The organism is Actinosynnema sp. NPDC004786 (genome assembly GCF_053601135.1).
On the sequence record NZ_JBSGBG010000009.1, the window covers coordinates 178390 to 203598 of the forward strand.

Annotated in this window: 24 protein-coding genes and 1 pseudogene; 22 read left to right on the plus strand and 3 right to left on the minus strand. The window is 73.4% G+C overall.

Annotated features, from left to right (window positions below):
* Window positions 1–16: 16 nt before the first annotated feature.
* Window positions 17–3187, plus strand: a complete 3171-nt coding sequence (locus ACWEFJ_RS10615) for an NACHT domain-containing protein (protein ID WP_449713597.1) — start codon at window positions 17–19, stop codon at window positions 3185–3187.
* Window positions 3188–3193: 6 nt separating this feature from the next.
* Here the strand turns inward: ACWEFJ_RS10615 and ACWEFJ_RS10620 are convergent, their stop codons facing one another.
* Both ACWEFJ_RS10620 and eat read right to left on the minus strand, forming a co-directional pair.
* The gene (locus tag ACWEFJ_RS10620) at window positions 3194–3655 is read right to left on the minus strand and encodes a CAP domain-containing protein (protein ID WP_449713598.1); all 462 of its coding nucleotides are present in this window, start codon (window positions 3653–3655) and stop codon (window positions 3194–3196) included.
* 133 nt (window positions 3656–3788) lie between these two features.
* Window positions 3789–5204 carry an ethanolamine permease gene (eat, locus tag ACWEFJ_RS10625; RefSeq protein WP_378085182.1) on the minus strand — a complete coding sequence of 472 codons (1416 nt, stop codon included), beginning with the start codon at window positions 5202–5204 and terminating at the stop codon, window positions 3789–3791.
* Between the two features lie 177 nt (window positions 5205–5381).
* Here eat and ACWEFJ_RS10630 point away from each other — a divergent pair, with 177 nt between their 5' ends.
* Genes ACWEFJ_RS10630 through ACWEFJ_RS10650 form a run of 5 tightly spaced genes read left to right on the plus strand, consistent with a single transcriptional unit; the run spans window position 5382 to window position 10248 of the window.
* Window positions 5382–6722 (plus strand): glutamine synthetase family protein, encoded by a 1341-nt coding sequence (locus tag ACWEFJ_RS10630; protein WP_449713599.1) that lies wholly within the window; start codon window positions 5382–5384, stop codon window positions 6720–6722.
* Window positions 6703–7413 (plus strand): gamma-glutamyl-gamma-aminobutyrate hydrolase family protein, encoded by a 711-nt coding sequence (locus tag ACWEFJ_RS10635; RefSeq protein ID WP_378085180.1) that lies wholly within the window; start codon window positions 6703–6705, stop codon window positions 7411–7413. The genes ACWEFJ_RS10630 and ACWEFJ_RS10635 overlap by 20 nt, the downstream gene beginning before the upstream one ends.
* A complete protein-coding gene (locus tag ACWEFJ_RS10640; protein WP_378085178.1) occupies window positions 7410–8771 on the plus strand; it encodes an aldehyde dehydrogenase family protein in 1362 nt (453 codons plus the stop codon). The genes ACWEFJ_RS10635 and ACWEFJ_RS10640 overlap by 4 nt, the downstream gene beginning before the upstream one ends.
* A gap of 11 nt (window positions 8772–8782) precedes the next feature.
* Window positions 8783–9550 carry a 3-oxoacyl-ACP reductase gene (locus tag ACWEFJ_RS10645; protein ID WP_449713600.1) on the plus strand — a complete coding sequence of 256 codons (768 nt, stop codon included), beginning with the start codon at window positions 8783–8785 and terminating at the stop codon, window positions 9548–9550.
* On the plus strand, window positions 9550–10248 hold the full coding sequence (locus ACWEFJ_RS10650; RefSeq protein WP_378085173.1) for a FadR/GntR family transcriptional regulator: 699 nt from the start codon (window positions 9550–9552) through the stop codon (window positions 10246–10248). Before ACWEFJ_RS10645 ends, ACWEFJ_RS10650 begins: the two co-directional genes overlap by 1 nt.
* A gap of 10 nt (window positions 10249–10258) precedes the next feature.
* On the opposite strand, the gene ACWEFJ_RS10655 is transcribed toward ACWEFJ_RS10650, so the two are convergent.
* Entirely contained in the window at window positions 10259–10525 is a 267-nt protein-coding gene (locus tag ACWEFJ_RS10655) for a hypothetical protein (RefSeq protein WP_449713601.1), read from the minus strand.
* A gap of 542 nt (window positions 10526–11067) precedes the next feature.
* Between ACWEFJ_RS10655 and ACWEFJ_RS10660 the strand changes: the two genes are divergently transcribed.
* The 16 genes and pseudogenes from ACWEFJ_RS10660 to ACWEFJ_RS10735 all read left to right on the plus strand — a co-directional run bounded on the left by ACWEFJ_RS10660 (window position 11068) and on the right by ACWEFJ_RS10735 (window position 24870).
* Window positions 11068–11280 (plus strand): helix-turn-helix domain-containing protein, encoded by a 213-nt coding sequence (locus ACWEFJ_RS10660; protein ID WP_378085169.1) that lies wholly within the window; start codon window positions 11068–11070, stop codon window positions 11278–11280.
* A 3-nt stretch (window positions 11281–11283) separates the two neighbouring features.
* Window positions 11284–11409 (plus strand): annotated as a pseudogene (locus tag ACWEFJ_RS10665) (Clp protease N-terminal domain-containing protein); the annotation flags it as partial.
* Window positions 11410–11500: 91 nt separating this feature from the next.
* Entirely contained in the window at window positions 11501–11995 is a 495-nt protein-coding gene (locus ACWEFJ_RS10670; protein WP_449713620.1) for a Clp protease N-terminal domain-containing protein, read from the plus strand.
* 101 nt (window positions 11996–12096) lie between these two features.
* A complete protein-coding gene (thrS, locus tag ACWEFJ_RS10675; RefSeq protein WP_449713619.1) occupies window positions 12097–14145 on the plus strand; it encodes a threonine--tRNA ligase in 2049 nt (682 codons plus the stop codon).
* Complete coding sequence (locus tag ACWEFJ_RS10680; RefSeq protein ID WP_378085163.1) at window positions 14142–14690, plus strand: HIT family protein; 549 nt, start codon at window positions 14142–14144, stop codon at window positions 14688–14690. The genes thrS and ACWEFJ_RS10680 overlap by 4 nt, the downstream gene beginning before the upstream one ends.
* Window positions 14691–15023: 333 nt before the next feature.
* Entirely contained in the window at window positions 15024–16526 is a 1503-nt protein-coding gene (locus tag ACWEFJ_RS10685; protein WP_449713602.1) for an amino acid adenylation domain-containing protein, read from the plus strand.
* The gene (locus ACWEFJ_RS10690; protein WP_378085159.1) at window positions 16523–17734 is read left to right on the plus strand and encodes a ferredoxin reductase domain-containing protein; all 1212 of its coding nucleotides are present in this window, start codon (window positions 16523–16525) and stop codon (window positions 17732–17734) included. The genes ACWEFJ_RS10685 and ACWEFJ_RS10690 overlap by 4 nt, the downstream gene beginning before the upstream one ends.
* Window positions 17735–17743: 9 nt before the next feature.
* On the plus strand, window positions 17744–18553 hold the full coding sequence (locus ACWEFJ_RS10695) for an enoyl-CoA hydratase/isomerase family protein (protein WP_449713603.1): 810 nt from the start codon (window positions 17744–17746) through the stop codon (window positions 18551–18553).
* Between the two features lie 15 nt (window positions 18554–18568).
* On the plus strand, window positions 18569–19078 hold the full coding sequence (locus ACWEFJ_RS10700) for a sigma-70 family RNA polymerase sigma factor (protein ID WP_378085242.1): 510 nt from the start codon (window positions 18569–18571) through the stop codon (window positions 19076–19078).
* A complete protein-coding gene (locus ACWEFJ_RS10705; protein WP_449713604.1) occupies window positions 19075–19785 on the plus strand; it encodes a zf-HC2 domain-containing protein in 711 nt (236 codons plus the stop codon). The genes ACWEFJ_RS10700 and ACWEFJ_RS10705 overlap by 4 nt, the downstream gene beginning before the upstream one ends.
* Before the next feature lie 203 nt (window positions 19786–19988).
* A complete protein-coding gene (locus ACWEFJ_RS10710; protein ID WP_378085153.1) occupies window positions 19989–20828 on the plus strand; it encodes a helix-turn-helix domain-containing protein in 840 nt (279 codons plus the stop codon).
* A gap of 59 nt (window positions 20829–20887) precedes the next feature.
* Window positions 20888–21496 (plus strand): phosphatidylinositol phosphate synthase, encoded by a 609-nt coding sequence (gene pgsA / locus ACWEFJ_RS10715; protein ID WP_378085151.1) that lies wholly within the window; start codon window positions 20888–20890, stop codon window positions 21494–21496.
* The gene (locus ACWEFJ_RS10720) at window positions 21493–22440 is read left to right on the plus strand and encodes a phosphatidylinositol mannoside acyltransferase (RefSeq protein ID WP_449713605.1); all 948 of its coding nucleotides are present in this window, start codon (window positions 21493–21495) and stop codon (window positions 22438–22440) included. Before pgsA ends, ACWEFJ_RS10720 begins: the two co-directional genes overlap by 4 nt.
* Complete coding sequence (locus tag ACWEFJ_RS10725) at window positions 22437–23558, plus strand: glycosyltransferase family 4 protein (RefSeq protein ID WP_449713606.1); 1122 nt, start codon at window positions 22437–22439, stop codon at window positions 23556–23558. Before ACWEFJ_RS10720 ends, ACWEFJ_RS10725 begins: the two co-directional genes overlap by 4 nt.
* Window positions 23555–24532 (plus strand): NUDIX hydrolase, encoded by a 978-nt coding sequence (locus ACWEFJ_RS10730; RefSeq protein WP_378085145.1) that lies wholly within the window; start codon window positions 23555–23557, stop codon window positions 24530–24532. The genes ACWEFJ_RS10725 and ACWEFJ_RS10730 overlap by 4 nt, the downstream gene beginning before the upstream one ends.
* On the plus strand, window positions 24529–24870 hold the full coding sequence (locus ACWEFJ_RS10735; protein WP_378085143.1) for a hypothetical protein: 342 nt from the start codon (window positions 24529–24531) through the stop codon (window positions 24868–24870). The genes ACWEFJ_RS10730 and ACWEFJ_RS10735 overlap by 4 nt, the downstream gene beginning before the upstream one ends.
* Window positions 24871–25209 lie beyond the last annotated feature (339 nt).

A 25209-nucleotide genomic window follows, 5' to 3' on the forward strand; every position in this document is an offset into this window, starting at 1 on the left:
TGCGAAGCTGTGCGGCATGGGCATCGAGATGGCTCTGATCCCCTTGGGCGCGTCCGTGGTCCGCAGCGCGCTGAAGCTGTGGCTGGGTGACAAGTCCGTCACGGCCGCCGTCGGCGGCACCGGGGTCGACCTGCTGGAGAAGCAGCTGACCGGCGCGCTGGACCAGCGCCGGCTGCGGCGGATGGGCGACCAGTTCACCGACGCCGTGATCGAACGCGTCCAGCCGATCCTGGAGCACGAGTACCGCCGATTACCGGAGCACGAGCGACTGGCCGCGATCGAGGCCGTGCGCGAGACGTTCGAGCGGGCCGCGCTGGACGACGACGACCTGTTCGCCGCCGACCTCGACGCCCGCCGCCTCGACCGGCACCTGCGCGGACGTGCCGCCGACGCCACCGACGGGCTGTCCGCGGACGGCACGCAGCTCTACGGCCTGCTGCTGCGCGAGTGCGCCGGGTACGTGATCGAGATCGCCCGCCGGCTGCCGCCGTTCGGCCCGAGCGCGTTGACCGAGATCCTGCGCCGCGAGACCGAAATCGTCACCGGCATCCGGGACGTGCTGGCCCGCCTGCCGCAACGGCGCAGCTCCACCGACTTCTCCTACGACTACCGGCAGCTCGTCGCCCGGACCCTCGACCAGGTGGAGATGTTCGGCGCGACGCTGTCGGAGGGCAGCCGCCGCTACCCGCTGTCGGTCGCCTACCTCAGCATCACCGCCGACGCCGTGACCGGGGACTACTTCACGCCCGGCCGCCGGGTGGAGGAGCTGCTGGCGTCCGGCGACCGCGTGTTCGTCCGCGGCGAGGCGGGCCTGGGCAAGACGACCCTGCTCCAGTGGATCGCGGTCCGCGGGGCCCGGCGCGACTTCGCCGAGCCGCTGACCCACTGGAACGACGCGGTGCCGTTCTTCATCCCGCTGCGCCGCTACGCCGACCGCGACCTGCCGTCGGCGGACCGGTTCCTGGACGAGGTCGGCCGCCACATCGCCGACGAGATGCCGCCCGGCTGGGTGCAGCGGCACCTGAGGTCGGGGCGGGGGCTCGTCCTGGTCGACGGCGTGGACGAACTCGCGCCGCACCGCCGCCAGGAGGCCCGGGAGTGGCTGCGCTCGCTGATCCTCGCCTTCCCCGCGGCCAAGTTCGTCGTGACGTCGCGCCCCGGCGCGGTCGACCCGAACTGGCTGGCGGCCGACGACTTCGTGGTGGCCTCCCTGCAACCCATGACGGCGACCGACGTCCGGGTGTTCGTGGAGCGCTGGCACGACGCCATGCGCTCGCAGCTGTCCGACCACCCGGCCCGGGACGAGCTGGCGGGCTACCAGGCGCGGCTGCTCGACCGGTTCCGCGCCCGGCACCACCTGCGCAAGCTCGCCGGGTACCCGCTGCTGTGCGCGTTGCTGTGCGCCCTGCACCGCGACCGGCGCGGCCACCTGCCGGAGAGCCGCATGGAGCTGTACGACACGGCGTTGCAGATGCTGCTCGAACGCCGTGACGCCGAACGGCGCATCGAACCGCTGCCGGGCCTGACCCGGACCCGCAAGGTCATCCTCCTGGGCGACCTGGCCTACTGGTTCATCCGCAACGACCTCACCGACGCGCCCGTCGACCGGGCGATCGGCCAGGTCGAGCGGCGGTTGCGGTCGATGCCGGAGGTCCGGGCGTCCGCCGAGGAGGTCTACCGGCACCTGCTCGAACGCAGCGGCCTGCTGCGCGAGCCGGTCGAGGGCCGGGTGGACTTCGTGCACCGCACCTTCCAGGAGTACCTGGCCGCGGGCGCGGCGATCGACGGGGACGACATCGGCACGCTCGTCGCCCACGCCCACCTCGACCAGTGGCACGAGGTCGTGGTGATGGCCTGCGGCCACGCCTCCCGGGGGCGGCGCGACGAACTGCTCGACCGGATCCTCACCCGCGGCGACGAGACCCGGCGGCACCGGGTCGCCCTGCACCTGCTCGCCGTGGCGTGCCTGGAGACCGCGCCGGAGCTGACCCCCGACCTCCGCGGCCGCATCGAGGACCGGGTCGCCCGCCTGCTGCCCCCGCGCTCGGTCACGGCGGCCAAGTCGTTCGCCTCGGCGGGCGCCTTCGTGCTCGACCTCCTCGCCGCCGCCCGGCCGCGCACCGAGGTGGAGGTGGCGGCGACGGTCCGCGCCGCCGCGGCGACCGGGCTGGACGACGCGCTGCCGCTGCTGGCGGCGCACGGGCGGGACACCCGGGAACGGGTGAAGCAGGAGCTGGTCGCCGCGTGGGGCAAGTTCGACCCCGAGACCTACGCCGCGACGGTGCTCGCCGACCTGCCGGTGCCGGCCGTCAGCCTCACCGACCCCGCCATGGCGCGCGGGCTGCGCCACCTCAAGCACGTGCAGCGGGTGTCGTGCCCCGCGCCGCCCGGTCCGCTCGACTTCGTGCCCCCTCAGGTCCGGGTCCTCACGCTGACCCTGCGCGACGAGCCGGACCTCGGCACGCTGCGCACACCGGAGCTGAGGCACCTGCGGGTCGTGCACCCCGGCAGGCTGGACGTCGCGCCGCTCGGCGCGCTGCCCGCGCTGCACGCCGTCCGGGTCACGGCGGGGGAGATCACCGGTCTGGCCGGCCTGCGCCGGGCGCCGCGGCTGCGGCACGTGAACCTGATCGGCGGGTGGGACGCGGCCGAGCTGGCCGGGCTCGGCCGGTGGCGGCTCGACGTGCTGAAGCTCACCGGCGCGCGCCGGCTCAACTCGCTGGACGTGCTCGCCTTCCTGGTCGAACCCCGGGACCTGCGGCTCGAGGACGTGCGTCCGGCGAACGTGCACGCCGTCGAGCGGTGGGCGGCCACCCTGGAGACCCTGGCGCTGCGGCGGTGCGGCACGGTCGACCTCGGCCCGCTCGCCGCGCTGGGCGCGCTGCGCACCCTCGACCTGTCGCACACCACGGTGTTCGACCTGCGACCGCTGTCCGGGTTGCGCGGCCTGGAGCGGTTGAAGCTCACCTCCACCCGGGACGCGCGGTCGCTCGCGCCGCTGGCCGGCGCGACCGGCCTGAAGGAGGTCACCTTCACCGAGGGCACCCCGGTGAACCTGGCCGCGTTCGCCGGGAGGCGGGGGCTCGTGGTGAAGGTCGAGGGCTTGTTGACCAAGGTGGTCGGGGCCGAGCTGCTCGGCGAGGGCAGCGCGGTCGAGGTCGTCTCGACCGTGCGGGTCGGCCCGTGACGCCGGTCAGCCCGCCGCGCCGAAGTCCTGCGTCCAGTAGACCTTGTTGTTGCCGTCCACGGCGTGGGCGACGCCCAGGTCGCGCAGCTCGCAGTTCACGATGTTGGCCCGGTGGCCCTCGCTGTTCATCCACGCGCGCACGACCTCCTCGGCGGACGCCTGGCCGGCGGCGATGTTCTCGGCCATCGCCCGGAAGTGATACCCCGCATCGGTGACCCGTTGGGCGGCTGTGCTGCCGTCCGAGCCGGTATGCGAGAAGTTGCCGGTCCGCGCCATGTCGTCGCTGTGCCGCTTGGCGGCGGCCGCGAGCTGGGCGTTGGCGGTGAGCGCCGGGCAGCCCGCCGCCGACCGTTCCCCGTTCGTCAGAGCCAAAACCTGGTCTTCGAACGTCGGTGCGGCAAGTGCCGGCGCGGACGTGAACAGCAAACCCGCGAGAGCCGCACCGGCCGTGAACGCCTGCGTCTTCATGTCTCTTGTCCTCCTCGTAGACGGAGCCTTGTTGTCAAGGGATTCCCGCCTACGGAAAGACTTGCTGTACACGATCGGTTGAACGTGGTCACGTCGGGTGGCGGCACGCCACCGCCACCCGACGCGCCGCCGGTCAGTCCTTCAGCTCCTCCTCGGCCTGCGCGATGGCGGCGAACTCCTCCTCCGGCGCGGCGGCCACCAGGTGGTGGCGGCTGTAGAACCAGAAGTACGCCAACGCCACCACGACGATGCCCGCGGTGATCCCGGCGGCCAGCTCGTCCACGAAGAACGTCGCCACGACCGCCGCCACCGCGAGCACCAGCGCCACCCCGGTGGTCACGACGCCGCCCGGCGTCCGGTATGGACGGTCCAGTTCGGGCTCGCGGACGCGCAGCACGATGTGCGACACCATCATCAGCACGTACGACAGCGCCGCGCCGAACACCGCGACGTTGATCAGCGTCGCCCCGCTCTCGAGGATCGCCGCGAGCGCGAACCCGACGGTGCCGGGCACGATCAGCGCGAGGTACGGCGTCTTGCGCCTGCCGGTCTTCGACAGCCACCGCGGCAGGTACCCGGCCCGCGACAGCGCGAACAGCTGCCGCGAGTACGCGAAGATGATCGAGAAGAACGACGCCACCAACCCGGCCAGGCCCACGTAGTTCACCACCTGCGCCAGCGCGTTGTCGCCGCCGTAGGCCGCGCGCACCGCCTCGGGCAGCGGGTTGCCCGACGCCATCAACGCCGCCGAGCCCGCGCCGCCGGGCGCGAACACCAGGATCGCCGCCGCGAACACCAGCAGCGCCACCATCGCGCCGATGATCCCGCGCGGCATGTCCCTCTTCGGGTCGCGCGCCTCCTCCGCCGCGAGCGGCACGCCCTCGACCGCCAGGAAGAACCAGATCGCGTACACCAACGCGCCCAGCGCGCCCGCGAACCCGAACGGCAGGAAGCTCCCGTCGCCGACGTCGAACAGCTTGGCGGAGTCGAACTTCGGCGCCATCCCGGCCACGAACGCGATCAGCGCGACCACCGCGACACCGGTGATCACGAACATCAGCCGCAGCGCCTCGCCCACCCCGTACAGGTGCACGCCGACGAAGATCGCGTAGCAGACCAGGTACACCGGCCACGAGCTGGTGAGCCCGAACAGCCCGAGCGCCTGCACGTAGTCGCCGATGAACACCACGATCGCGGCGGGCGCGATCGCGTACTCGACCAGGATCGCGACGCCCGTCGCGAAACCGCCCAGCGGTCCGAGCGCCCGGCGCGCGAACCCGTACCCGGCCCCCGCCACGGGCAGCGCGGCGGCCAGCTCCGCCAGGCCGAACACCATGCACGTGTACATGGCGCCCATCAGGACCGTCGCGACCAGCAGCCCGCCCCACCCGCCCTGGGCGAGCCCGAAGTTCCACCCGGCGAAGTCGCCGGAGATGACGTACGAGACCCCGAGGCCGGCCAGCAGCACCCAGCCCGCGGCGCCGCGCTTGAGCTGCCGGTGCTCCAGGTAGTCGTGGCCCACCTTCTCGTACTCGACGTGTTTGGCCATCTGCGCTCCCTAATGGGTCAGTCGCGCTCCTTTGCACGGAGAGTGGCGTGCGTCACCTGACGGTGTCAACAGGCGATTGTCCGAAGAGTCGTCCGAAAGGGATGTGGCGGCGTTCACTCGAAGGTGTCAGGATGAAGCGTCCAATGGCTCGCTGTCATACCTTTGGAGGTACTGCGGATGCTCGCCGTGGAGGAGTTGCGCGTGCTCGTGGACACCGGGGAGATCGACACGGTGCTGGTCGCCGTCGTCGACATGCAGGGCCGGCTCCAGGGCAAGCGCTGCGCCGCGCGCTACTTCCTGGACGAAGTCCTCCAGCACGCCGCCGAGGGCTGCGACTACCTCCTGGCCGTGGACGTGGAGATGAACACGGTCGGCGGCTACGCCATGTCGTCGTGGGACAGCGGCTACGGCGACTTCGTGATGAAGCCGGACCTGTCCACGCTGCGCCGCGTGCCGTGGCACGAGGGCACCGCGCTCGTCCTGTGCGACCTGGTCTGGGAGGACGGCACGCCCGTCGTGGCCTCGCCCCGGCAGATCCTCCGCCGCCAGCTCGACCGGCTCGCCGAGCGCGGGCTGCGCGCGTTCGTCGGCACCGAGCTGGAGTTCATCGTCTTCGACAACACCTACGAGGACGCGTGGAACCGCGGCTACCGCGACCTCACCCCGGCCAACCAGTACAACGTGGACTACTCGCTGCTGGGCACCGCCCGCATCGAGCCGCTGCTGCGCGCGATCCGCAACCACATGGCGGGCGCGGGCCTGGTGGTCGAGTCGGCCAAGGGCGAGTGCAACCCCGGCCAGCACGAGATCGCGTTCCGCTACACCGAGGCGCTGGCGACCTGCGACAACCACAGCGTCTACAAGACCGGGGCCAAGGAGATCGCGGCGCAGCAGGGCAAGGCGATCACGTTCATGGCCAAGTACAACGAGCGCGAGGGCAGCTCGTGCCACGTCCACCTGAGCCTGCGGTCGGCCGACGGCGAGCCGGTGTTCGCCGAGGGGAGCGGCCGATCGAAGCTCATGGACCACTTCCTGGCCGGTCAGCTCGCCGCGCTGCGCGAGCTGACCTACTTCCTCGCCCCGAACGTCAACTCCTACAAGCGGTTCGCGCCGGGCAGCTTCGCGCCGACCGCGGTGGCGTGGGGCCGGGACAACCGGACGTGCGCGCTGCGCGTCGTCGGCCACGGCCAGTCGCTGCGGTTCGAGAACCGGGTGCCCGGCGCGGACGTGAACCCGTACCTGGCGGTCGCCGCGCTGATCGCGGCCGGGCTGCACGGGCTGGACAACGAGCTGCCGCTGGAGGAGGAGTTCGTCGGCAACGCCTACGGCTCCGACAAGCCGACCGTGCCCGCCACGCTGCGGGACGCCGCGTCGCTGCTGGCCAAGAGCGAGCTGGCGCGCGAGGCGTTCGGCCAGGACGTGGTGGAGCACTACCTCAACGCGGCCCGGGTGGAGCTGGCCGCGTTCGACTCGTCGGTGACGGACTGGGAGCGCATCCGTGGTTTCGAACGGCTCTAGGGCACGACCGCTGATCGGCGTCAGCACCTACCTGGAACGGGTGCGGTTCGGCGTCTGGGACGTGGAGGCGGCCGTGCTGCACCGCGACTACCTCGACTCGGTGGTGCGCGCGGGCGGCAACCCGGTGCTGCTCCCGCCGGTCGGCTCCTGGGACGCCGACAGCGTCGGCTTCCTCGACGGCCTGGTGCTGGCGGGCGGCGCGGACGTGGACCCGGCGCTGTACGGCCGGCCGCGCGACCCGCGCACCGGGCCGGCGCGGCCCGAGCGGGACGCGGTCGAGCTGGGCCTGGCCCGCGCGGCGCTGAAGCTCGACCTGCCGCTGCTCGCGGTGTGCCGGGGCATGCAGGTGCTCAACGTGGCGTTGGGCGGCACGCTGGTCCAGCACGTGGACGGGCACAACCCCGCGCCCGCCGTGTTCCAGCACACCGGCATCGCGGTCGCGCCCGGCTCGGTGCTGGCCGGGATCGTCGGCCTGGCCACCACCGTGTTCTGCCACCACCACCAGGCGCTGGACGTCCTCGGCGACGGCCTGCGGGTGGTCGCCGGCGCGCCGGACGGCACCCCGGAGGCGGTGGAGCTGCCGGGCTCCCGCTTCGTGCTCGGCGTGCAGTCGCACCCGGAGGCCGACACCGAGGACGACCGCTTGTTCGCCGCGCTCGTCGGCGCCGCGCGAGACAGGGGAGTGAAGTGACCACCACGTTCGACGTCATCAACCCGGCCACCGAGGAGGTGGTCCGCTCGGTGCCGCTGGCGACGCTGGAGGAGACCGACGCGGCGATCGCCCGCGCGTCGGCGGCCCTGCCCGCGTGGCGCGCGGTCGCCCCGGGCGACCGGGCCCGGCTGCTGCGGCGGTTCGCCGAGGCGGTGGACGGCGCGATCGAGGAGCTGGCCGCGCTGGAGGTGCTCAACGCCGGGCACACCATCGGCAACGCGCGGTGGGAGGCCGGGAACGTGCGCGACGTGCTGCACTACTACTCGGCCGCGCCGGAGCGGCTGTTCGGCCGGCAGATCCCGGTGCCCGGCGGGCTGGACGTGACCTTCCACGAGCCGCTGGGCGTGGTCGGCGTCATCGTGCCGTGGAACTTCCCGATGCCGATCGCCGCGTGGGGGTTCGCGCCCGCGCTGGCAGCGGGCAACACGGTGGTGCTGAAGCCCGCCGAGCTGACGCCGCTGACGGCGCTGCGGCTGGCGTCGCTGGCGCTGGAGGCCGGCCTCCCGCCGGACGTGTTCCAGGTCCTGCCCGGCGCGGGGCCGGTGGTGGGGCAGCGGTTCGTCACGCACCCCGACGTGCGCAAGGTCGTGTTCACCGGGTCCACCCGGGTCGGCAGGCAGGTCATGGCCGGGTGCGCCGAGCAGGTCAAGCGCGTGACGCTGGAACTGGGCGGCAAGTCGGCCAACATCGTGTTCGCCGACGCCGACCTGGAGCGCGCCGCGGCGACCGCGCCGTACGGGGTGTTCGACAACGCGGGCCAGGACTGCTGCGCCCGGTCCCGGATCCTGGTGCAGGCGTCGGTGTACGACCGGTTCATGGAGCTGCTGGAACCCGCGGTCAAGGGCGTGGTGGTCGGCGCGCCGGAGGACGAGGCCACCGAGATGGGGCCGCTGATCTCGGCCGCGCACCGGGAGCGGGTCGCCTCCTACGTGCCGTCCGACGCGCCGGTGGCGTTCCGCGGCTCCGCGCCGACCGGGGCCGGCTTCTGGTTCCCGCCCACGGTGCTCGCGCCCGTCGCGCCGGACGACCGCGCGGCCGTGGAGGAGATCTTCGGGCCGGTGGTGGCCGTGCTGCCGTTCACCGACGAGGAGGACGCCGTCCGGTTGGCCAACGACAGCCGGTTCGGGCTGTCGGGGTCGATCTGGACCCGCGACGTGGGACGCGCGCTGCGCGTGTCGCGTGCGGTGGAGGCCGGGAACCTGTCGGTCAACTCCCACTCGTCGGTGCGGTACTGGACCCCGTTCGGCGGGTTCAAGCAGTCCGGGTTGGGGCGGGAGCTGGGGCCCGACGCGCTCGACTCGTTCACCGAGACCAAGAACGTCTTCATCGCTCACTGATTGGGAGAGACATGGTTGTGCGACTCGAGGGCCGGGTGGCCGTGGTCACCGGCGGCGGCAGCGGCATCGGGCTGGCCTCGGTGCGGCGGCTGGCGTCCGAGGGGGCCAAGGTCGTCGTCGCGGACGTCGACGCGGAGACCGGCAAGGCCGCGGCCGACGAGGTGGGCGGGCTGTTCGTGCAGGTCGACGTGACCGACGAGGAGCAGGTGTCGGCGCTGTACCGGACGGCGGTCGACACCTACGGCTCGCTGGACGTCGCGTTCAACAACGCGGGCATCTCGCCGCCGGAAGACGACTCGATCCTGACGACGGGCATCGAGGCGTGGGACCGCGTGCAGAAGGTCAACCTCACGTCGGTGTACCTGTGCTGCAAGCACGCGATCCCGCACATGCTGGAGCGGGGTCGGGGCTCGGTGATCAACACGGCGTCGTTCGTGGCGACGATGGGCGCGGCGACGTCCCAGATCTCCTACACGGCGTCCAAGGGCGGGGTGCTGGCGATGAGCCGCGAGCTGGGCGTCCAGTTCGCCCGGCAGGGCGTGCGGGTGAACGCCCTGTCACCCGGACCGGTGAACACGCCGTTGCTGCGGGAGCTGTTCGCGAAGGACCCGGAGCGGGCCGCGCGGCGGTTGGTGCACGTGCCGCTCGGCCGGTTCGCCGAGCCGGAGGAGATCGCGGCGGCGGTGGCGTTCCTGGCCAGCGACGACTCGTCGTTCATCACCGCGTCGAACTTCCTGGTGGACGGCGGTATCGCCGGTGCCTACGTGACACCGCTGTGATGCCGTTGCAGGACGCGTTGTTCCGCCCCGTGCGGGCGGGCAACGCGTTCGAGGAGACCGTGGAGCGGCTGGTGCAGGCGATCCGGCTCGGCGTGGTCGGGCCGGGGGAGCGGCTGCCGGCCGAGCGCGACCTGGCGACCCGGTTGGGTGTCAGCCGGGTGACACTGCGGGAGGCGATCCGGTCGCTCCAGGACGCGGGCTACGTCGAGTCCCGGCGCGGCCGGTACGGCGGCACGTTCGTCAACTCGCCGTTGCCGCCGGTCGCGCCGGACCGGTGGGTGGACCCCGGCGAGCTGGCGGACGTGCTGACGTTGCGCACGGCGGTGGAGACGGGCGCGGCGGAGTGCGCGGCGGGCCGGGCGCTGGGGCCGGTCGAGCGGCGGAACCTGCTCACGCGGTTGGCCGAGTGCCGGGACGCGCCGGTGGACGCCTACCGGCGCAAGGACTCGCGGCTGCACCTGGCGATCGCCGAGGCGACCGGCTCCCCGTCGCTGACGGCGGCGGTCGCGGACGCCCGGACGAGGGTCAACGCGCTGCTCGACCGGATACCGCTGCTGCCGCCGAACCTGGCGCACTCGAACGAGCAGCACGAGCTGATCGTCACGCACATCGTGGCGGGCGACCCGGAGGCCGCGCGGCGGGCGATGGCCGAGCACCTCGACGGCACGGCCCTGCTGCTGCGCGGCTTCCTGGCGTGACCCCGGGCGCTCAGCGCTCGAAGTCGCGCTGCGGCACCCGCTCCGGCCCGCGCGGCCCCCAGTCGCCGCGCTTGTCGAACCGCTCCTCGAACCGCCCGTGACCGGGCCGGTCATGGCCGACGCCGTAGTGCGGGCGGCGGTCGTGGTCGACCAGCGCCACGATCCCGCCGCCGAGGACCAGCCCGAGCAGCCCGACGGCGACGAGCTGCGTGGCCCGGTGCCGGACCACCCGCCCGACCGCGCCCCTGCCCGACCTCGGCGGCCCGGCCGGCGGCATCTGCGCTGCGTGCCCGGTCGGTCCTGCCTGCCCTGCCTGCTCTGCCTGCCCGGTCGGCGCGGCGTGCCCGGTCGGCCCGGCGTGCCCGGCAGGCGCTGCCTGTCCCACCCGGTCGGGCGCGGGGTGCCCGGCAGGGCCGGTCGCGGCTGCGCCAGGTTGCGCGGTGGTGTGGTCGGCCGGGGTCGCCGCGGGCTGTCCGACAGCCGGATCGGCCGCGGCGGCTCCTCCGGCGGGTGCGGCGGGGCCGGCAGGTTGCCCGGCGTCCGGGTCGGTGGCCGCGGTGGGGGTGCCCGGGACCGGTGCGGATGGGGTCGCCGGGTCGGTGGCCGGCCCGGTCGGGGTCCGGTCCGCCGCCGGGTCCGGGTCGGGGTGCTGTGGTTGTCGGGGGTCTGACATGGCGGAACTCCTGCTCTCCCGTGCGGTCGACCGCCATGGTGCGCGCGTGACCTGAGGGGATGCTGATGGGCGGCTGTCGATCACCTGTGAGCCCGGGGCGTCAGCATGTGTTGACGACCACGCGACCGTCAGCATATGCTGACGACATGTCCGCCATCGCCGACCTCGACCCCGACGCGCACGGCGACGACCCGGACGCCGGGCTGCGGGCCGTGGCACGCCTGCGCCGCCTCGTGGAGCAACTGGAAGCCGAGCACGTCGCCGCCGCGCGCCGGGCGGGCTGGTCGTGGCGCGACATCGCGACCCGCCTCGGCGTGACCAAGCAGACCGTCCACCGCAAGTACGGCCGAGAGGACTGACCGGTGTTCCGAGGCGACCACCCCGACCTGGACCGCGCCCTGGGCCGCGCGTTCGCGCTCGCGCTCGACCTGCGCCACCCCCGCACCGGCAGCGAGCACCTCCTCGCCGCCCTCGCCGAAGGCCCGCGCGGCACGCTTGCCGACGTCCTCGCCCGCCACGGCGCGACACCGGCCGCGATCCGCGACGCCGCGCGGCTGGCCGCGCCGCTCGGCGCGGGCGGTGCGGCGGACCGGTTCGTCCTGGCGCCCCTCGGCGTCGACCCTCGACCGCCTGCTCGGCGACCGCGGCGCGCCCGCCCTCGACCGGCCCGCCCGCCGCGAGCCGCTGCTCCCGCTGGGCGCGGCGAAGGCACGCAGGCGCCGCGCCGCGCTCACCCCGCCGCTCGGCCTGGACGCCCGGGCGTCCTACGCGGCCTCGCTGCGCCTCGCCCTGGCCCGTCGCGAGCGCGAGCACCGGCCCGAACACCTGGCCCTGGCCCTCACCGCGCTGGACCCGGGCGTCGCGTGGGTGCTCGAAACCGCCGGGGTCGGCCGGGCGGCGCTGCTGGCCGACCTCGCCTCGACCTACCCGCCACCACGCCGCAACGCCCTGCTCGCCGCCGAGCGCAGGCTCGCCCACCGCGTCCGCCGCCGCGACCTCGTCCGCCGCTACCAGCGCACCACCGGGCGTGCCGTGACCTCGGCGGACGCGCTGCCGGCCCTGATCCGCGGCTGAACGGCGGCCCGACCGGCGGCCGACCCGGTGCGCCGGAAAAGCGGTCGGTGAGCACCGATAACATCTCGGGGGAAGGACCGAACACACACCGAGGAGTCACCGTGTCCGAACCGCGCCCCGCAGCCGCCCCGAACCCACCACGCGTGGTGGTGACGGCGGGGACCACGGCGGGGACGGCGGTGCGGGAAGCGGGGCTGCCCGGCAAGGGGCCGGACGCCGTCGTGGTCGTGCGCGACCCCGAGGGCCACCTGCGCGACCTCTCCTGGACCCCGCAGGTCGACGTCGAGGTCGAGCCGGTCGCCGCCGACACCGAGGCCGGCCGCAGCGTGATCCGGCACTCCGCCGCCCACGTGCTGGCGCAGGCCGTGCAGCAGCAGTTCCCCGAGGCCAAGCTGGGCATCGGACCGCCGGTCAAGGACGGCTTCTACTACGACTTCCAGGTCGACAGGCCGTTCACGATGGACGACCTCCAGGCGCTGGAGAAGCGCATGAAGTCGATCATCAAGGGCGCGCAGCGGTTCACCCGGCGCGTGGTCGAGTCGGTGGACGCGGCCAAGGCCGAGCTGGCCGCCGAGCCGTTCAAGCTGGAGCTGGTCGACATCAAGAGCGATGTCGACACCGCCGAGGTGATGGAGGTCGGCGGCGGCGAGCTGACGATCTACGACAACCTCGACCCGCGGTCCGGCGAGCGCGTGTGGGGCGACCTGTGCCGCGGCCCGCACGTGCCGACGACCAAGCACATCCCGGCGTTCAAGCTGACCCGCGTGGCCGCCGCCTACTGGCGCGGCAACGAGAAGAACCCGCAGTTGCAGCGCATCTACGGCACGGCGTGGGAGTCGCAGGAGGCGCTGGACGCCCACCTGGAGCTGCTGGCCGAGGCCGAGCGGCGCGATCACCGCAAGCTCGGCGTGGAGCTGGACCTGTTCAGCTTCCCGGACGAGATCGGCTCGGGCCTGGCGGTGTTCCACCCGCGCGGCGGGATCATCCGCAAGGCCATGGAGGACTACTCGCGCGCCCGCCACACCGAAGAGGGCTACGAGTTCGTCTACTCGCCGCACATCACCAAGGGCAACCTGTTCGAGACCTCCGGTCACCTGGACTGGTACCGCGACGGCATGTACCCGGCGATGCACCTGGACGCCGAGTACAACGAGGACGGCACGGTCCGCAAGCCCGGCCAGGACTACTACCTCAAGCCGATGAACTGCCCGTTCCACGACCTGATCTTCAAGTCGCGCGGGCGGTCCTACCGCGAGCTGCCGCTGCGCATGTTCGAGTTCGGCTCGGTCTACCGGTACGAGAAGTCCGGCGTGATCCACGGCCTGACCCGCGTGCGCGGCATGACGCAGGACGACGCGCACATCTTCTGCACCCCCGACCAGGTGCAGGACGAGCTGAAGTCGCTGCTGCGCTTCGTGCTGGGGCTGCTGCGCGACTACGGCCTGGACGACTTCTACCTGGAGCTGTCCACCCGCAACGAGGAGAAGTACGTCGGCTCGGACGAGGTCTGGGAGACGGCGACCGAGGCGTTGCGCGTCGCGGCCGAGGACTCCGGCCTGGAGCTGGTGCCCGACCCGGGCGGCGCGGCGTTCTACGGGCCGAAGATCTCCGTGCAGGCCAAGGACGCGCTGGGCCGCACCTGGCAGATGTCCACCATCCAGGTGGACTTCAACCTGCCCGAGCGGTTCGAGCTGGAGTACACCGGGCCGGACGGCAGCCGGCAGCGGCCGGTGATGATCCACCGCGCGTTGTTCGGGTCGGTGGAGCGGTTCTTCGGCGTGCTGACCGAGCACTACGCGGGCGCGTTCCCGGCGTGGCTCGCGCCGGTGCAGGTGGTGGGCATCCCGATCGCGGACGAGCACGTCGACCACCTGTTGGACGTGGTGCGGCGGCTCAAGGCGCGCGGCATCCGGGCCGAGGTGGACGCCTCGGACGACCGGATGCAGAAGAAGATCCGCAACCACACCACGCAGAAGGTGCCGTTCATGCTGCTCGCGGGCGGCAAGGACGTGGAGCAGGGCGCGGTGTCGTTCCGGTTCCGCGACGGCACGCAGATCAACGGGGTGCCGGTCGAGCGGGCGGTCGAGACGGTCGTGGACTGGGTCGCGCGGCGCGAGAACGCCTCGCCCACGGCGGAACTCGTCCAGTGACGGACCGGTACGAGGAGCAGGACGGGGTCGGGGTCCACGACGGGTTGCAGCGGTTGTGGACCCCGCACCGCCTGTCGTACGTGCGGGGCGAGGGCAAGGCCGTGGGCGACGAGCCCGAGGGGTGCCCGTTCTGCCGGGTGACCGGGCTGGACGACGCCGAGGGGCTGATCCTGGCGCGCGGCGAGCTGGTGTTCGCGGTGCTGAACCTGTACCCGTACAACCCCGGTCACCTGATGGTGCTGCCGTACCGGCACGTGCCCGACTACACGGACCTGACGGTGGACGAGACGGCGGAGTTCGCCGCGTTCACCCAGCGGGCGATGCGGGTGATCCGTTCGGCCTCCGGGCCGCACGGGTTCAACATCGGCATGAACCAGGGCGTGGTGGCCGGCGCGGGGATCGCGGCGCACCTGCACCAGCACGTCGTGCCGCGCTGGGGCGGCGACGCGAACTTCATGCCGGTGATCGGCCACACCAAGGTCCTGCCGCAGCTGCTCGGCGAAACGAGACAGCTCCTGGCCGACGCCTGGACCGCCCTCGACTGACCCGTGTGTCGAACACCCAAACCCCGTGAGTCCTACGTTCGCGTCGCGTGAGTCCTACGTCCGCGACCCCCGAGTTCAACGCTCGCGTCCCAGGTAGCCGGACCTGAGCGTTGAATTCACGGGTCCTGGGCGTAGGACTCTCGGGTCCTGGGCGTAGGACTCTCGCGTCCTGGGCGTAGGACTCTCGGGGGCTGGGGGTTCGACACACGCGGTGGTGCGGGTTGGCGAATCTTCAAATATTTTTGCCGGTCCCCTTGAACGGACCGCGGGGCTGTCTCGTTCAGACCGGGTGACCACGCCCGGCTGACGAGAGGCGCACACCCCGTGACAGCCATGACCGAGCCACCCGCCGTGCCAGGACCGCCCCCGGACGACCGCCCGCTCTTCCGACGATTCGGCCACGGCCCCGCCGTCACGCCGCCGTTCCACCGCATCCACCACGCCTTCGAAGCCCACGCCGCACGGTCGCCGCACGCCCGCGCCGTCGAGCACGAGGGCTCCTGCCTGACCTACGGCGAACTGGACCACCGCGCCAACGTCGTCGCCGCCGCGCTCCTCGACGCCGGCGTCCGGCCCGGCGACCACGTCGGCGTGTTCCTCACCCGCTCCACCCACATGGTCGTCGGCATCCTGGCCGTGCTGAAGGTCGGCGCGGCCTACGTGCCGCAGGACGTCCGCATCACCCCGCGCCCGCACCTCGACCACGTGATCCGCACCGCCGCCATCGAGGTCGTCCTCACCACCAGCGAGCACGCCCCCGCGCTCGACGCGCCCACCGTCCTGGCCCTCGACACCCTCCCGGACCGCCGCGTCACCGCACCGGGAGCGGAAAGCGGCGACATCGCCGTCGTCATCTTCACCTCCGGCACCACCGGCGTCCCCAACGGCGTCCGCGTCACCCACGCCAACCTGTGCAACGTCCTGCTCACCGAGCCGGGCGACCTGGGCATCCGCCCCGGCGACCGGGTCGCCCAACTGCTCAACATCGCGTTCGACATGGCCGTGTGGGAGGTCTTCGGCGCGCTCACGCACGGCGCGACGTCCGTCATCCGCGGCCGCGACATCGCCCGCACGGCCGAAACCGCCACCGTCCTCATCGCCACCCCCGGCGTGCTGTCCACACTGGACCCCCGGCGGTGCCCCGACGTGCGCGTCGTCGCCGTGGCCGGCGAGCGCTGCCCCCGAGCCCTGGCCGACGCCTGGTCCGCCCGCGCGACCTTCCACAACGCCTGCGGCCCCACGGAAGTCACGATCGTCAACACGGTGCAGCGCTACGACCCCCGCGTCGGCCGGCTGACCATCGGCCGCCCGGTGCCCAACACCACGGTCTACGTGTTGGACGACGACCTGCGGCCGTGCCCGATCGGCGAGGTCGGCGAGATGTGGGCGGGCGGCGCCTGCGTCACGGCCGGCTACCTCGGCAACGACGTGCTGACCGCCCAGCGCTACCGCCCCGACCCGTTCCTGGGCGGCGACCACCTGATGTTCCGCACCCGCGACCTGGGCCGCTGGACGCCTGAAGGCGAGCTGGAGCACCACGGCCGCACCGACGACCAGGTCAAGGTCCGCGGCTTCCGGGTCGAGCTGGACGCGGTGACCTCGGCCCTGGAGACCGCGCCCGGCTGCGTCCGCGCCACGACCGTCCTGCACGACGGCAGGCTCGTCGGTGTCGTCAGCCCCGCCTCGGTCGCGCCGGACGACGCCAAGGACGCCGTGGCGCGCGTCCTGCCGTACTACTGCGTGCCGGCCGAGGTCGTCGCCGTGGACGACCTGCCGCTGACCGACCGCGGCAAGGTGGACCGCGCCGCGCTGTCGTTACTGGTGGCCGCGTCATGACCACCACGCGCACCGACCCGCCGTCGGTCCGGCTGCGGCTCCGCCGACGCCCGTTCACCCACCACAACCGCCTCGCCGCCGCGGTCCTCCTGGCCAACACCGCGGTCGCGTTCGGCGTGGACTCCGCGCAGGCGATCGCCGACCTGGTCGTGGTCAACGTCGCGCTGGCCGTGCTGGTCCGCCAGCAGCACGTGATCAACCTGCTGTTCCGGCTCGCCACCAGCGCGCCGACCACGTGGCCGCTCAAGGTCCGCTGGGCGCTCGGCAAGGTCTACCACTTCGGCGGCCTGCACGTGGGCGCGGCGGTGTCCGCCACGGCCTGGTTCGCCGCCCTGGCCTGGACCCTGAACGACCCCCTGACGTGGACGATCCTCGCCCTGATGGCCGGCATGGTCGTGTTCGCCCTGCCGCGCCTGCGCGCGAGCCGGCACGACCTCTTCGAGCGGGTGCACCGGTTCGCGGGCTGGACGGTGCTCGCGCTGTTCGCGGTGCACGCGTCCCGGCAGCCGGGTTTCGCCGGCTCGCTCCAGTTCTGGCTGCTCCTGCTGGTGGTGGCGAGCGTCGTCCTGCCGTGGGTCCGGCTGCGCCGCGTGCCGGTGCGGATCACCCGGCCGTCGCGGCACGTCGCGCTGGTCTCGTTCGACTACGGCGTGACGCCGTTCGCGGGCTCGTCCACCGCGATCAGCCGCAACCCGCTGCTGGAGTGGCACTCGTTCGCGAACGTGCCGACGCCCGGCCGCACCGGGTTCCGGCTCACCGTGTCCCGCGCCGGCGACTGGACGGGCTCGCTGATCGACGACCTGCCGACCCACCTGTGGGTCAAGGGCGTGCCGACGGCCGGCGTCGGCAACATCGACAAGCTGTTCACCAGGGTGGTGTGGGTCGCCACGGGCAGCGGCATCGGGCCGTGCCTGCCGCACCTGCTGTCGCGGGAGACCCCGTCGCGCCTGGTGTGGTCCACCCGCACGCCCCGCGAGACCTACGGCGACGCGCTGGTGGACGAGATCGAGGCCGTGCAGCCGGAGGCGCTGGTCTGGGACACCGTCCGCGACGGCAAGCCCGACCTGGTCGAGCTGGCCCTGCGCGCGCACCGGGAGTTCGACGCCGAGGCGGTGATCTGCATCTCCAACAAGAAGACGACCTGGCACGTCGTGGAGGAGCTGGAAGCCCGGGGCGTGCCGGCCTTCGGCGCCATCTGGGACTCGTGAGGAGACTCCGTGGACTACTCGACCTTGCTCATCGACGAACAGGACGGCGTCACGACGGTCACCGTCTCACGGCCACCGGCGCGCAACGCCCTGTCGGGCCGCGTGCTGGCCGAACTCGACCACTTCTTCTCCGGCGTCCTCGCCGGCCCGGCGCCCCGCGGCGTCATCCTCACCGGCGCGCCCGGCCCGGCGTTCGTCGCGGGCGCGGACATCCGCGAGATGGCCGCCATGACCCCCGACGAGGGCGAGCGGTTCGGCCGGCTCGGCCAACGCGTCACCCGGCTGCTGGAGGAGGTGCCGTGCCCGGTCGTCGCGTGCGTGGACGGGTACGCGCTCGGCGGCGGCTGCGAGCTGGTGCTGGCCTGCGACTTCGCCTACGCGACCCGGCGCGCCGTGTTCGGCCAGCCGGAGGTCGTGCTCGGCCTGATCCCCGGCTTCGGCGGCTGCGTCCGGCTGCAACGCCTGGTCGGCCCCGCGCTCGCCCGTGAGCTGATCTACACCGGCAGGCACATCGACGCGGCCGAGGCGCTGCGCCTCGGCCTGGTCACCGCGGTGTTCGACGACCGGGGTGGGATGCTGGCCGCCGCACGCGCCGTGCTCGACCGGATCGCGGGCAACTCGGCCACGGCGGTCTCGCTGGCCAAGGCGGCGGTGAACGCCTCCGCCGGGACGACGGTGGCCGCCGGGCTGGCCGTCGAGCTGGACGCGTTCCGCGAGGCGTTCACCACCGACGACATGCGCGAGGGCACGGCGGCGTTCCTCGCCAAGCGCCGACCGGACTTCCGCGCCGCCACCCGGGAACCGCTGCTCCACGACTAGCCCAGGAGGTGCGCGATCAACGACACCCACATCGACCTGCTGCGCTCCCTCCACGACGAGCACGCGCCCGCGCTGTGGCGGTACGTGCGCCGGCTGACCGGCGACGACGAGCTGTCCCGCGACGTGGTGCAGGAGGCCCTGCTGCGCGCGTGGCGCAACCCGAAGGTGCTGGAACAGGGCGCGGCGGCGGCCCGCGCGTGGCTCTACACGGTGGCGCGCAACGTGGTGATCGACGAGCGCCGCAGCGCCCGCGCCCGCTGGGAGATCGGCTCGGCACGGCCGCCGGAGCGGGCCAGGTCCGACCCCAGCGACTCGGCCCTGGACGCGTGGCTGGTGGCCGACGTGCTCACCCAGTTGACGCCGGAGCACCGCACGGTGATCGTGCGTGCGTACTACATGGGCCAGTCCGTCGCCGAGCTGGCCGTCGCACTGGACCTGCCGGAGGGCACCGTGAAGTCGCGGTTGCACTACGGTCTGCGGGCGCTGCGGCTGGCGCTGGAGGAGAAGGGGGTCACCGGACGTTGAGCTCGCCAGTCGATCCGTACCGGGACTGGGGTGCCGCGTACGTCCTGGGTTCGCTGTCGCCCGGCGAACGGCGGGAGTTCGAGGGGCACCTGGCCGGGTGCCCGGAGTGCTCGGGTGACGTGGCCGCCTTCGCGGGCGTGCCCGGCATCCTCTCGGCGGTGCCCCGCGACCGGGCGGTCGACCTGCTCGAACCGGGGGCGGTGCCCGACGAGCCGCCCGCGGCGCTGCTGTCGGACCTGGCCGCCGCCGAGCGGTCGCGCCGGCGGCGGGCCCGGCTGTGGGTCGCCGCGGCGCTGGTCTGCGCGGCGTTGACGGGGGCGGCGGTCGCGACGGCCGTGCGACCGGCCGCCCCCGCCGCGACCCCCACCGCCGACCCCGCGCCGACGCCTGCGCCCGACGTGCCGATGCAGCAGGCCCTGCCCAGCCCGGTGACGGCCAGCGTGCGGCTGGTGGACGAGCCGTGGGGCACCCGGATCGACGTGCTGTGCTCCTACGCCGTGCCGGACGGACCCCCTACGCCCACCTTCGCCTACGCCCTGCACGTGCTCTCCGCCGACGGCCGGTCGGAGCGCGTTGCGACGTGGACGGCCGGTCCCGGGTCCACCACGCGGCCGACCGCGACGACGGAGCTGGCGCGGTCCGACATCACCGGGGTCGAGATCAGGCTGGTGGACAACGACCTGGTCCTGCTGCGGGTGACCTTCTGAGGACGCGTCACGGTCGGGCGGACGGGCCGCCCCGGAACCCCTGACCGGCGCAACCGCCCTAGCACAGAGGTACCTGCACGATCGGGTGCACGTGCAGGTGGCGCGAGCGTGCCGGAGATCACCTCGCAGCGACGGTCGGCCGACCCTCAGACACCTTCCTGGCCGATCGTCAAGAGGGGTGAGGCGTCGATACGGTGCGTTGCATGACCGCACCTGAGCGTTCGCGGCTGGCCCGAGAACGGCTCTCGCGCGAGTTACGAAGGCTGCGCACCGAGGCCAAGATGACCGGAACGGCCACGGCGCGCGCTACCGGGATGAGCCAGTCCAAGCTGTCGAAGATCGAGAACGGCATGCTCCTCCCGTCCGTGACCGACGTGGAGCGCCTGGTCGCCGAGCTGTCCGCGACCAGGGAGACCAGGGTCGAGCTGGTCGAGTTGGCCCGCCAGTTGCACGCCGAGGCGGAGACCCGCCGGGTGGTGCTGCACCGGGGGGCCCACCGCCACCAGCAGACCGTGGCCCGTATCGAGGCCCGTGCCACCACCAGCCGCTTCTTCCAGAACGCGGGCGTGCCCGCGCTGCTGCAGAGCGAGAACTACTTGCGCGTCGTGCACAACACGATGCCCCCGCACGAGCAGGACAGCGCGATCGCCACCCTGCGCAGCCGCCGTGCCCGCATGGACGACCTGGGCAAGCGGTTCGTCTTCCTGCTCGCGGAGAGCGCGCTGCGCTGGCGCATGGGGTCCGCCGACCTCATGTGCGAGCAGATCGACCACCTCGTGCAGATCATGCGAAGACCGAACGTCCAACTCGGGGTCGTGCCGTGGACCGCGGACGCCAACATGGTCGCCCTGCACGGGTTCCAGGTCTACGACGAACGGGTGGTGACGCTGAGCGTGCTGACCGGCAACGCGACCATCACCGACCCGCACGACGTGCGCGAGTACCTGTCCCTGTTCAGCCGGCTCGAACGGCTCGCGGTGCGCGGCGACGCGCTGGAAGACCTGCTGGAGCAGATCTCCAGGGACCACCGCAAGCTCGGCTGAGCTGGGTGGTTAGGCTGCGCGGGACACGTCGTCCCCGTCGGTAGGTGCCCCGCCGCCCCATGCTGAACATCTTCGCCCGCGCGTCGGTCTCGCGCGTCACCGATCCGGTCGGGGCGTGGCTGCTGCGCCGCGGCCTCACCCCGAACGCCGTCACGGTGCTGGGCACCGTCGGCTCCGTCGCCGCCGCGCTGTGGTTCATCCCGCGCGGGCAGCTGTTCACGGGCGCGGCCCTGGTGACCGCTTTCGTGCTGTTCGACCTGATCGACGGCGCGATGGCACGCGCCCAGGGCGGCGGCACGAAGTTCGGCGCCGTGCTGGACGCGACCTGCGACCGGATCGCCGACGGCGCGCTGTTCGCCGCCGTCGCGTGGTGGGCGTTCGGCGAGGGCGAGCACGGGCTGGCCGCGGCCACCCTGGTCTCGCTGGTCGGCGCGCAGGTCACCTCGTACGTGAAGGCGCGGGCGGAGGCGTCCGGGCTGTCCGCCGACGGCGGCCTGGCCGAGCGGGCCGAGCGGTTCATCGTCGCGCTGGTCGGCGTGGGCCTGCACGGGCTCGGCGTGCCCTACGTCCTGCCGGTGGCGTTGTACCTGCTCGCCGCGCTGGTCACCATCACGGTGGCGCAGCGGGTGCTGGCCGTGAGCCGGTCGGCGAAGGAGCAGGGGTCGTGACCGGGCGGGCGGTCAGGGAGCGCCTGGTCGACCTCGGCTACGCGGCCGGGTGGCGGCTGGTGCGGCTGCTGCCGGAGCGGGCCGCGGGGGCGCTGTTCGACCTGGGCGCGGACCGGGCCGCGCGCCGCGGCGGTGGCGGGGTGAGCCAGTTGCGGGCCAACCTGCGCCGGGTCGTGCCCCGGGCGGGCGAGGCGGAGCTGGACGAGCTGGTCCGGCTGGCGGTGCGCTCGTACGCGCGGTACTGGCGCGAGGCGTTCCGGCTGCCCTCGATGGACCTCGACCAGGTCTACGCGGAGCTGGACCGCACGCTGAGCGGCGCGGAGAACCTCGACGCCGCGCTGGCCGAGGGCCGCGGCGCGGTGGTCGCGCTGCCGCACTGCGGCAACTGGGACATGGCGGGCGTCTGGCTGGTCCGCCACTGCGGCACGTTCACCACCGTCGCCGAGCGGCTCAAGCCCGAGTCGGTGTACCGGCGGTTCATCGCGTTCCGGGAGGGCCTCGGCTTCGAGGTGGTGCCGCTGACCGGCGGCGACCGCAACCCGGCGGTCGTGCTCGCCGAGCGGCTGCGCGCCAACCAGGTCGTCTGCCTGCTCGCCGACCGCGACCTCACCGCGGGCGGCGTGCCCGTCACGTTCTTCGGCGAGCGCACCCTGATGCCCGCCGGTCCCGCGCACCTGGCCGCGACCACCGGCGCGGCGCTCATCCCGGCCGGCCTGTGGTTCACCGAGGACGGCTGGGGCATCCGGATGCACCCCCCGATCCGGGTGTCGGGCACGGCGGGCGTGGCCGCGGCGACCCAGCAGGTCGCCGACGTGTTCGCCGCCGACATCGCCGCCCACCCCACCGACTGGCACATGATGCAGCGGCTGTGGTTGGCCGACCTGCCCGAGAGCAGGCAGAAGGCGCTGCGGCGGGTGCTGGCGCGCCGCGGGGAGCACGCGTGAAGGTCGGCATCGTCTGCCCGTACTCCTTCGAGGTGCCCGGAGGGGTGCAGGCGCACGTGGTCGACCTGGCCCGCGCCCTGCGCCGCCTCGGGCACGAGGTGGAGGTGCTCGCGCCCGCCGACGACGACACGCCGGTGCCGGAGTTCGTCACCCCGGCCGGCCGCGCGGTCGGCATCCCGTACAACGGCTCGGTGGCGCGCCTGTCGTTCGGTCCGGTGTCGTTCGCCCGCGTCCGGCGCTGGATCGCCGAGCACGACTTCGACGTGCTGCACCTGCACGAGCCCACCGCGCCGTCGCTGTCGATGCTGGCGCTGATGGTGGCCGACGGCCCGATCGTGGCCACGTTCCACACCTCCACGCCCCGGTCGAAGATGCTGTCGGCGTTCCAGGCCGTGCTCCAGCCGTTCCTGGAGAAGGTCACCGCCCGGATCGCGGTGTCCGCGCTGGCCCGCCGCGTGCAGGTGGAGCACCTGGGCGGCGACGCGGTGGAGATCCCCAACGGCGTGGACGTCGGGTTCTTCGCCGACGCCACCCCGCTGCCCGGCTACCCGCGCCCCGGCGGCACGGTCGGGTTCGTCGGCCGGTACACCGAGCCGCGCAAGGGCATGCCGGTGCTGCTCGACGCGTTCCGCGAGCTGGACCTGCCGGAGGTGCGGCTGCTCGTGGTCGGGCGCGGCGACGAGGACGAGCTGCGCGAGCAGGCCGGGCCGGAGCTGGCGTCGCGGGTGGTGTTCCTCGGCATGGTGGACGACGAGACCAAGGCGCGGGCCCTGCGCAGCGTGGACGTCTACTGCGCGCCCAACACCGGCGGCGAGAGCTTCGGGATCATCCTCACCGAGGCGATGTCGGCGGGCGCGGCGGTGGTGGCCAGCGACCTCGACGCGTTCCGGCGGGTGCTCGACGACGGCAAGGCGGGCGTGCTGACCCCGGTCGGCGACCCGTCCGCCCTGGCCGCCGCGTTGCGCGAGGTGCTGACCGACCCGGCGCGGCGGGCCGACTACGTCGACGCGGCGCGGCACCGCGTCATGATGTTCGACTGGTCGGTGGTCGCGAACCAGGTCCTGCGGGTGTATGAGAGCGCCATGGCGGCAGATCCCCGTCGGGTGGGTGAGGCGTGACCAGTTCCGGCGTCGCGACGACGTTCCTGGTGCTGCTGGCGGTGGCCGTGCTGGTCGGTCCGTGGACGCTCGGCACGGCCAACCGGCTGGACCGGCTGCACGTGCGCACGGACGCCGCCTGGGCGGCGCTGGACGCGGCCCTGGCGCGGCGGGCGGTGGTGACCAGGGCGGTGGCGGCGGTGTGCGACAAGCCGGAGCTGCGGGCGGCGGCGGACCGGGCCGAGCAGGCCGCGCGGTCGGAGCGGGAGGCGGCGGAGAACCGGCTGTCGGCGTTGCTCGAAGGGCTCGACCGGTCCGTGCTGGAGCCCGCGCTGGCGGCCGAGCTGTCCGACGCCGAGCAGCGGGTCGTGCTGGCCCGGCGGGTGCACAACGACGCCGTGCGGGACACGCTGGCGCTGCGCCGGCGGCGGTCCGTGCGGTGGCTGCGGCTCGCGGGCACCGCGCCCACGCCGTCGTACTTCGAGATCGCCGAACCCGGCGGCGACACCGAGGCGCCGGCCCTCACGCCGCGCGTGGCGGCGCGGGTGGTGCTGCTGGACGCCGAGGACCGGGTGCTGCTGTTCGAGGGCTTCCTCCCGAGCCGGCCGGACGAGCTGTTCTGGTTCACGGTCGGCGGCGGCGTCGAACCGGGGGAGGACCTCCGGGCGGCGGCCGTGCGGGAGGTGTACGAGGAGACCGGCGCGCGGGTGTCCGGCGACGAGCTGATCGGGCCGGTGTGGAAGCGGCACGCCGCGTTCGCCCTCGACGGCTTGAGCTACGCGGCGGTCGAGTGGTTCTTCGTCGGAAAGGTGGACGGGATCGACGTGGACACTTCACGGTTCAACGAGGTCGAGCGGCGGACCATCCGCCGGCACCGGTGGTGGTCGCTGGAGGAGCTGGCGTCCACCGACGCGACGGTGTACCCGGTGCAACTGGCCGAGGTCCTGCCCGGCGCGCTGGCCGAGTGGGACGGCACGACCCGTTCGGTCCGATGATCGGGATCTCGAGCCGGATGGACGACGTCGTCGCCTGGTACCGCGCGCTGGAGCAGTCGAACCGGCCGCGCCTGTACTTCGAGTTCGTCGACGTCGAGGGCTGGGTGGACGAGGGCGCGCGGGCGCTCTACGAGGCCGTGGAGTACGAGGGCGAGCTGATCGCGATCCGGCAGGTCGAGCTGCCCTCGGCCGGCGGGGTGCACCGCTACTCGTGGCGGCGGATGGAGGACGTCTACGGCGGTCTCACCGACGAGCCGCTCGACCCGCACGACGACCCCATCAAGCCGATCACCCGGGAAACCTTCGAAGCGGCCTGGAACTCCCTTTCGCCGGAGTGACGGGCGGGGTTCGACCGCGTTCGGTGCCGCCCGAGGGACGGGTTCGGGCGGCCGGGACCGGGGCGTGCCGGGACGCGCGGGCCGCCTGTGGTCGGCACGGGGTGCGGGTCGCGGGCGGGTGGTTGGCGCGGGTGCGGGCCGTTCGCGACCCCGCAGCCGCCTGACTTCCGGCACCGTCCGACTTCCGGCACCGCCTGACCTCCGACATCGTCCGGCTTCCGGCACCGGCCGGCTTCCGGCACCGGCCGGCTTCCGGCACCGCTCGGCATCCGGCACCGCTCGGCATCCGGCACCGTCCGGCCTCCGGCACCGCCCGCGCGCTGCGCCGCATCCCGGCCC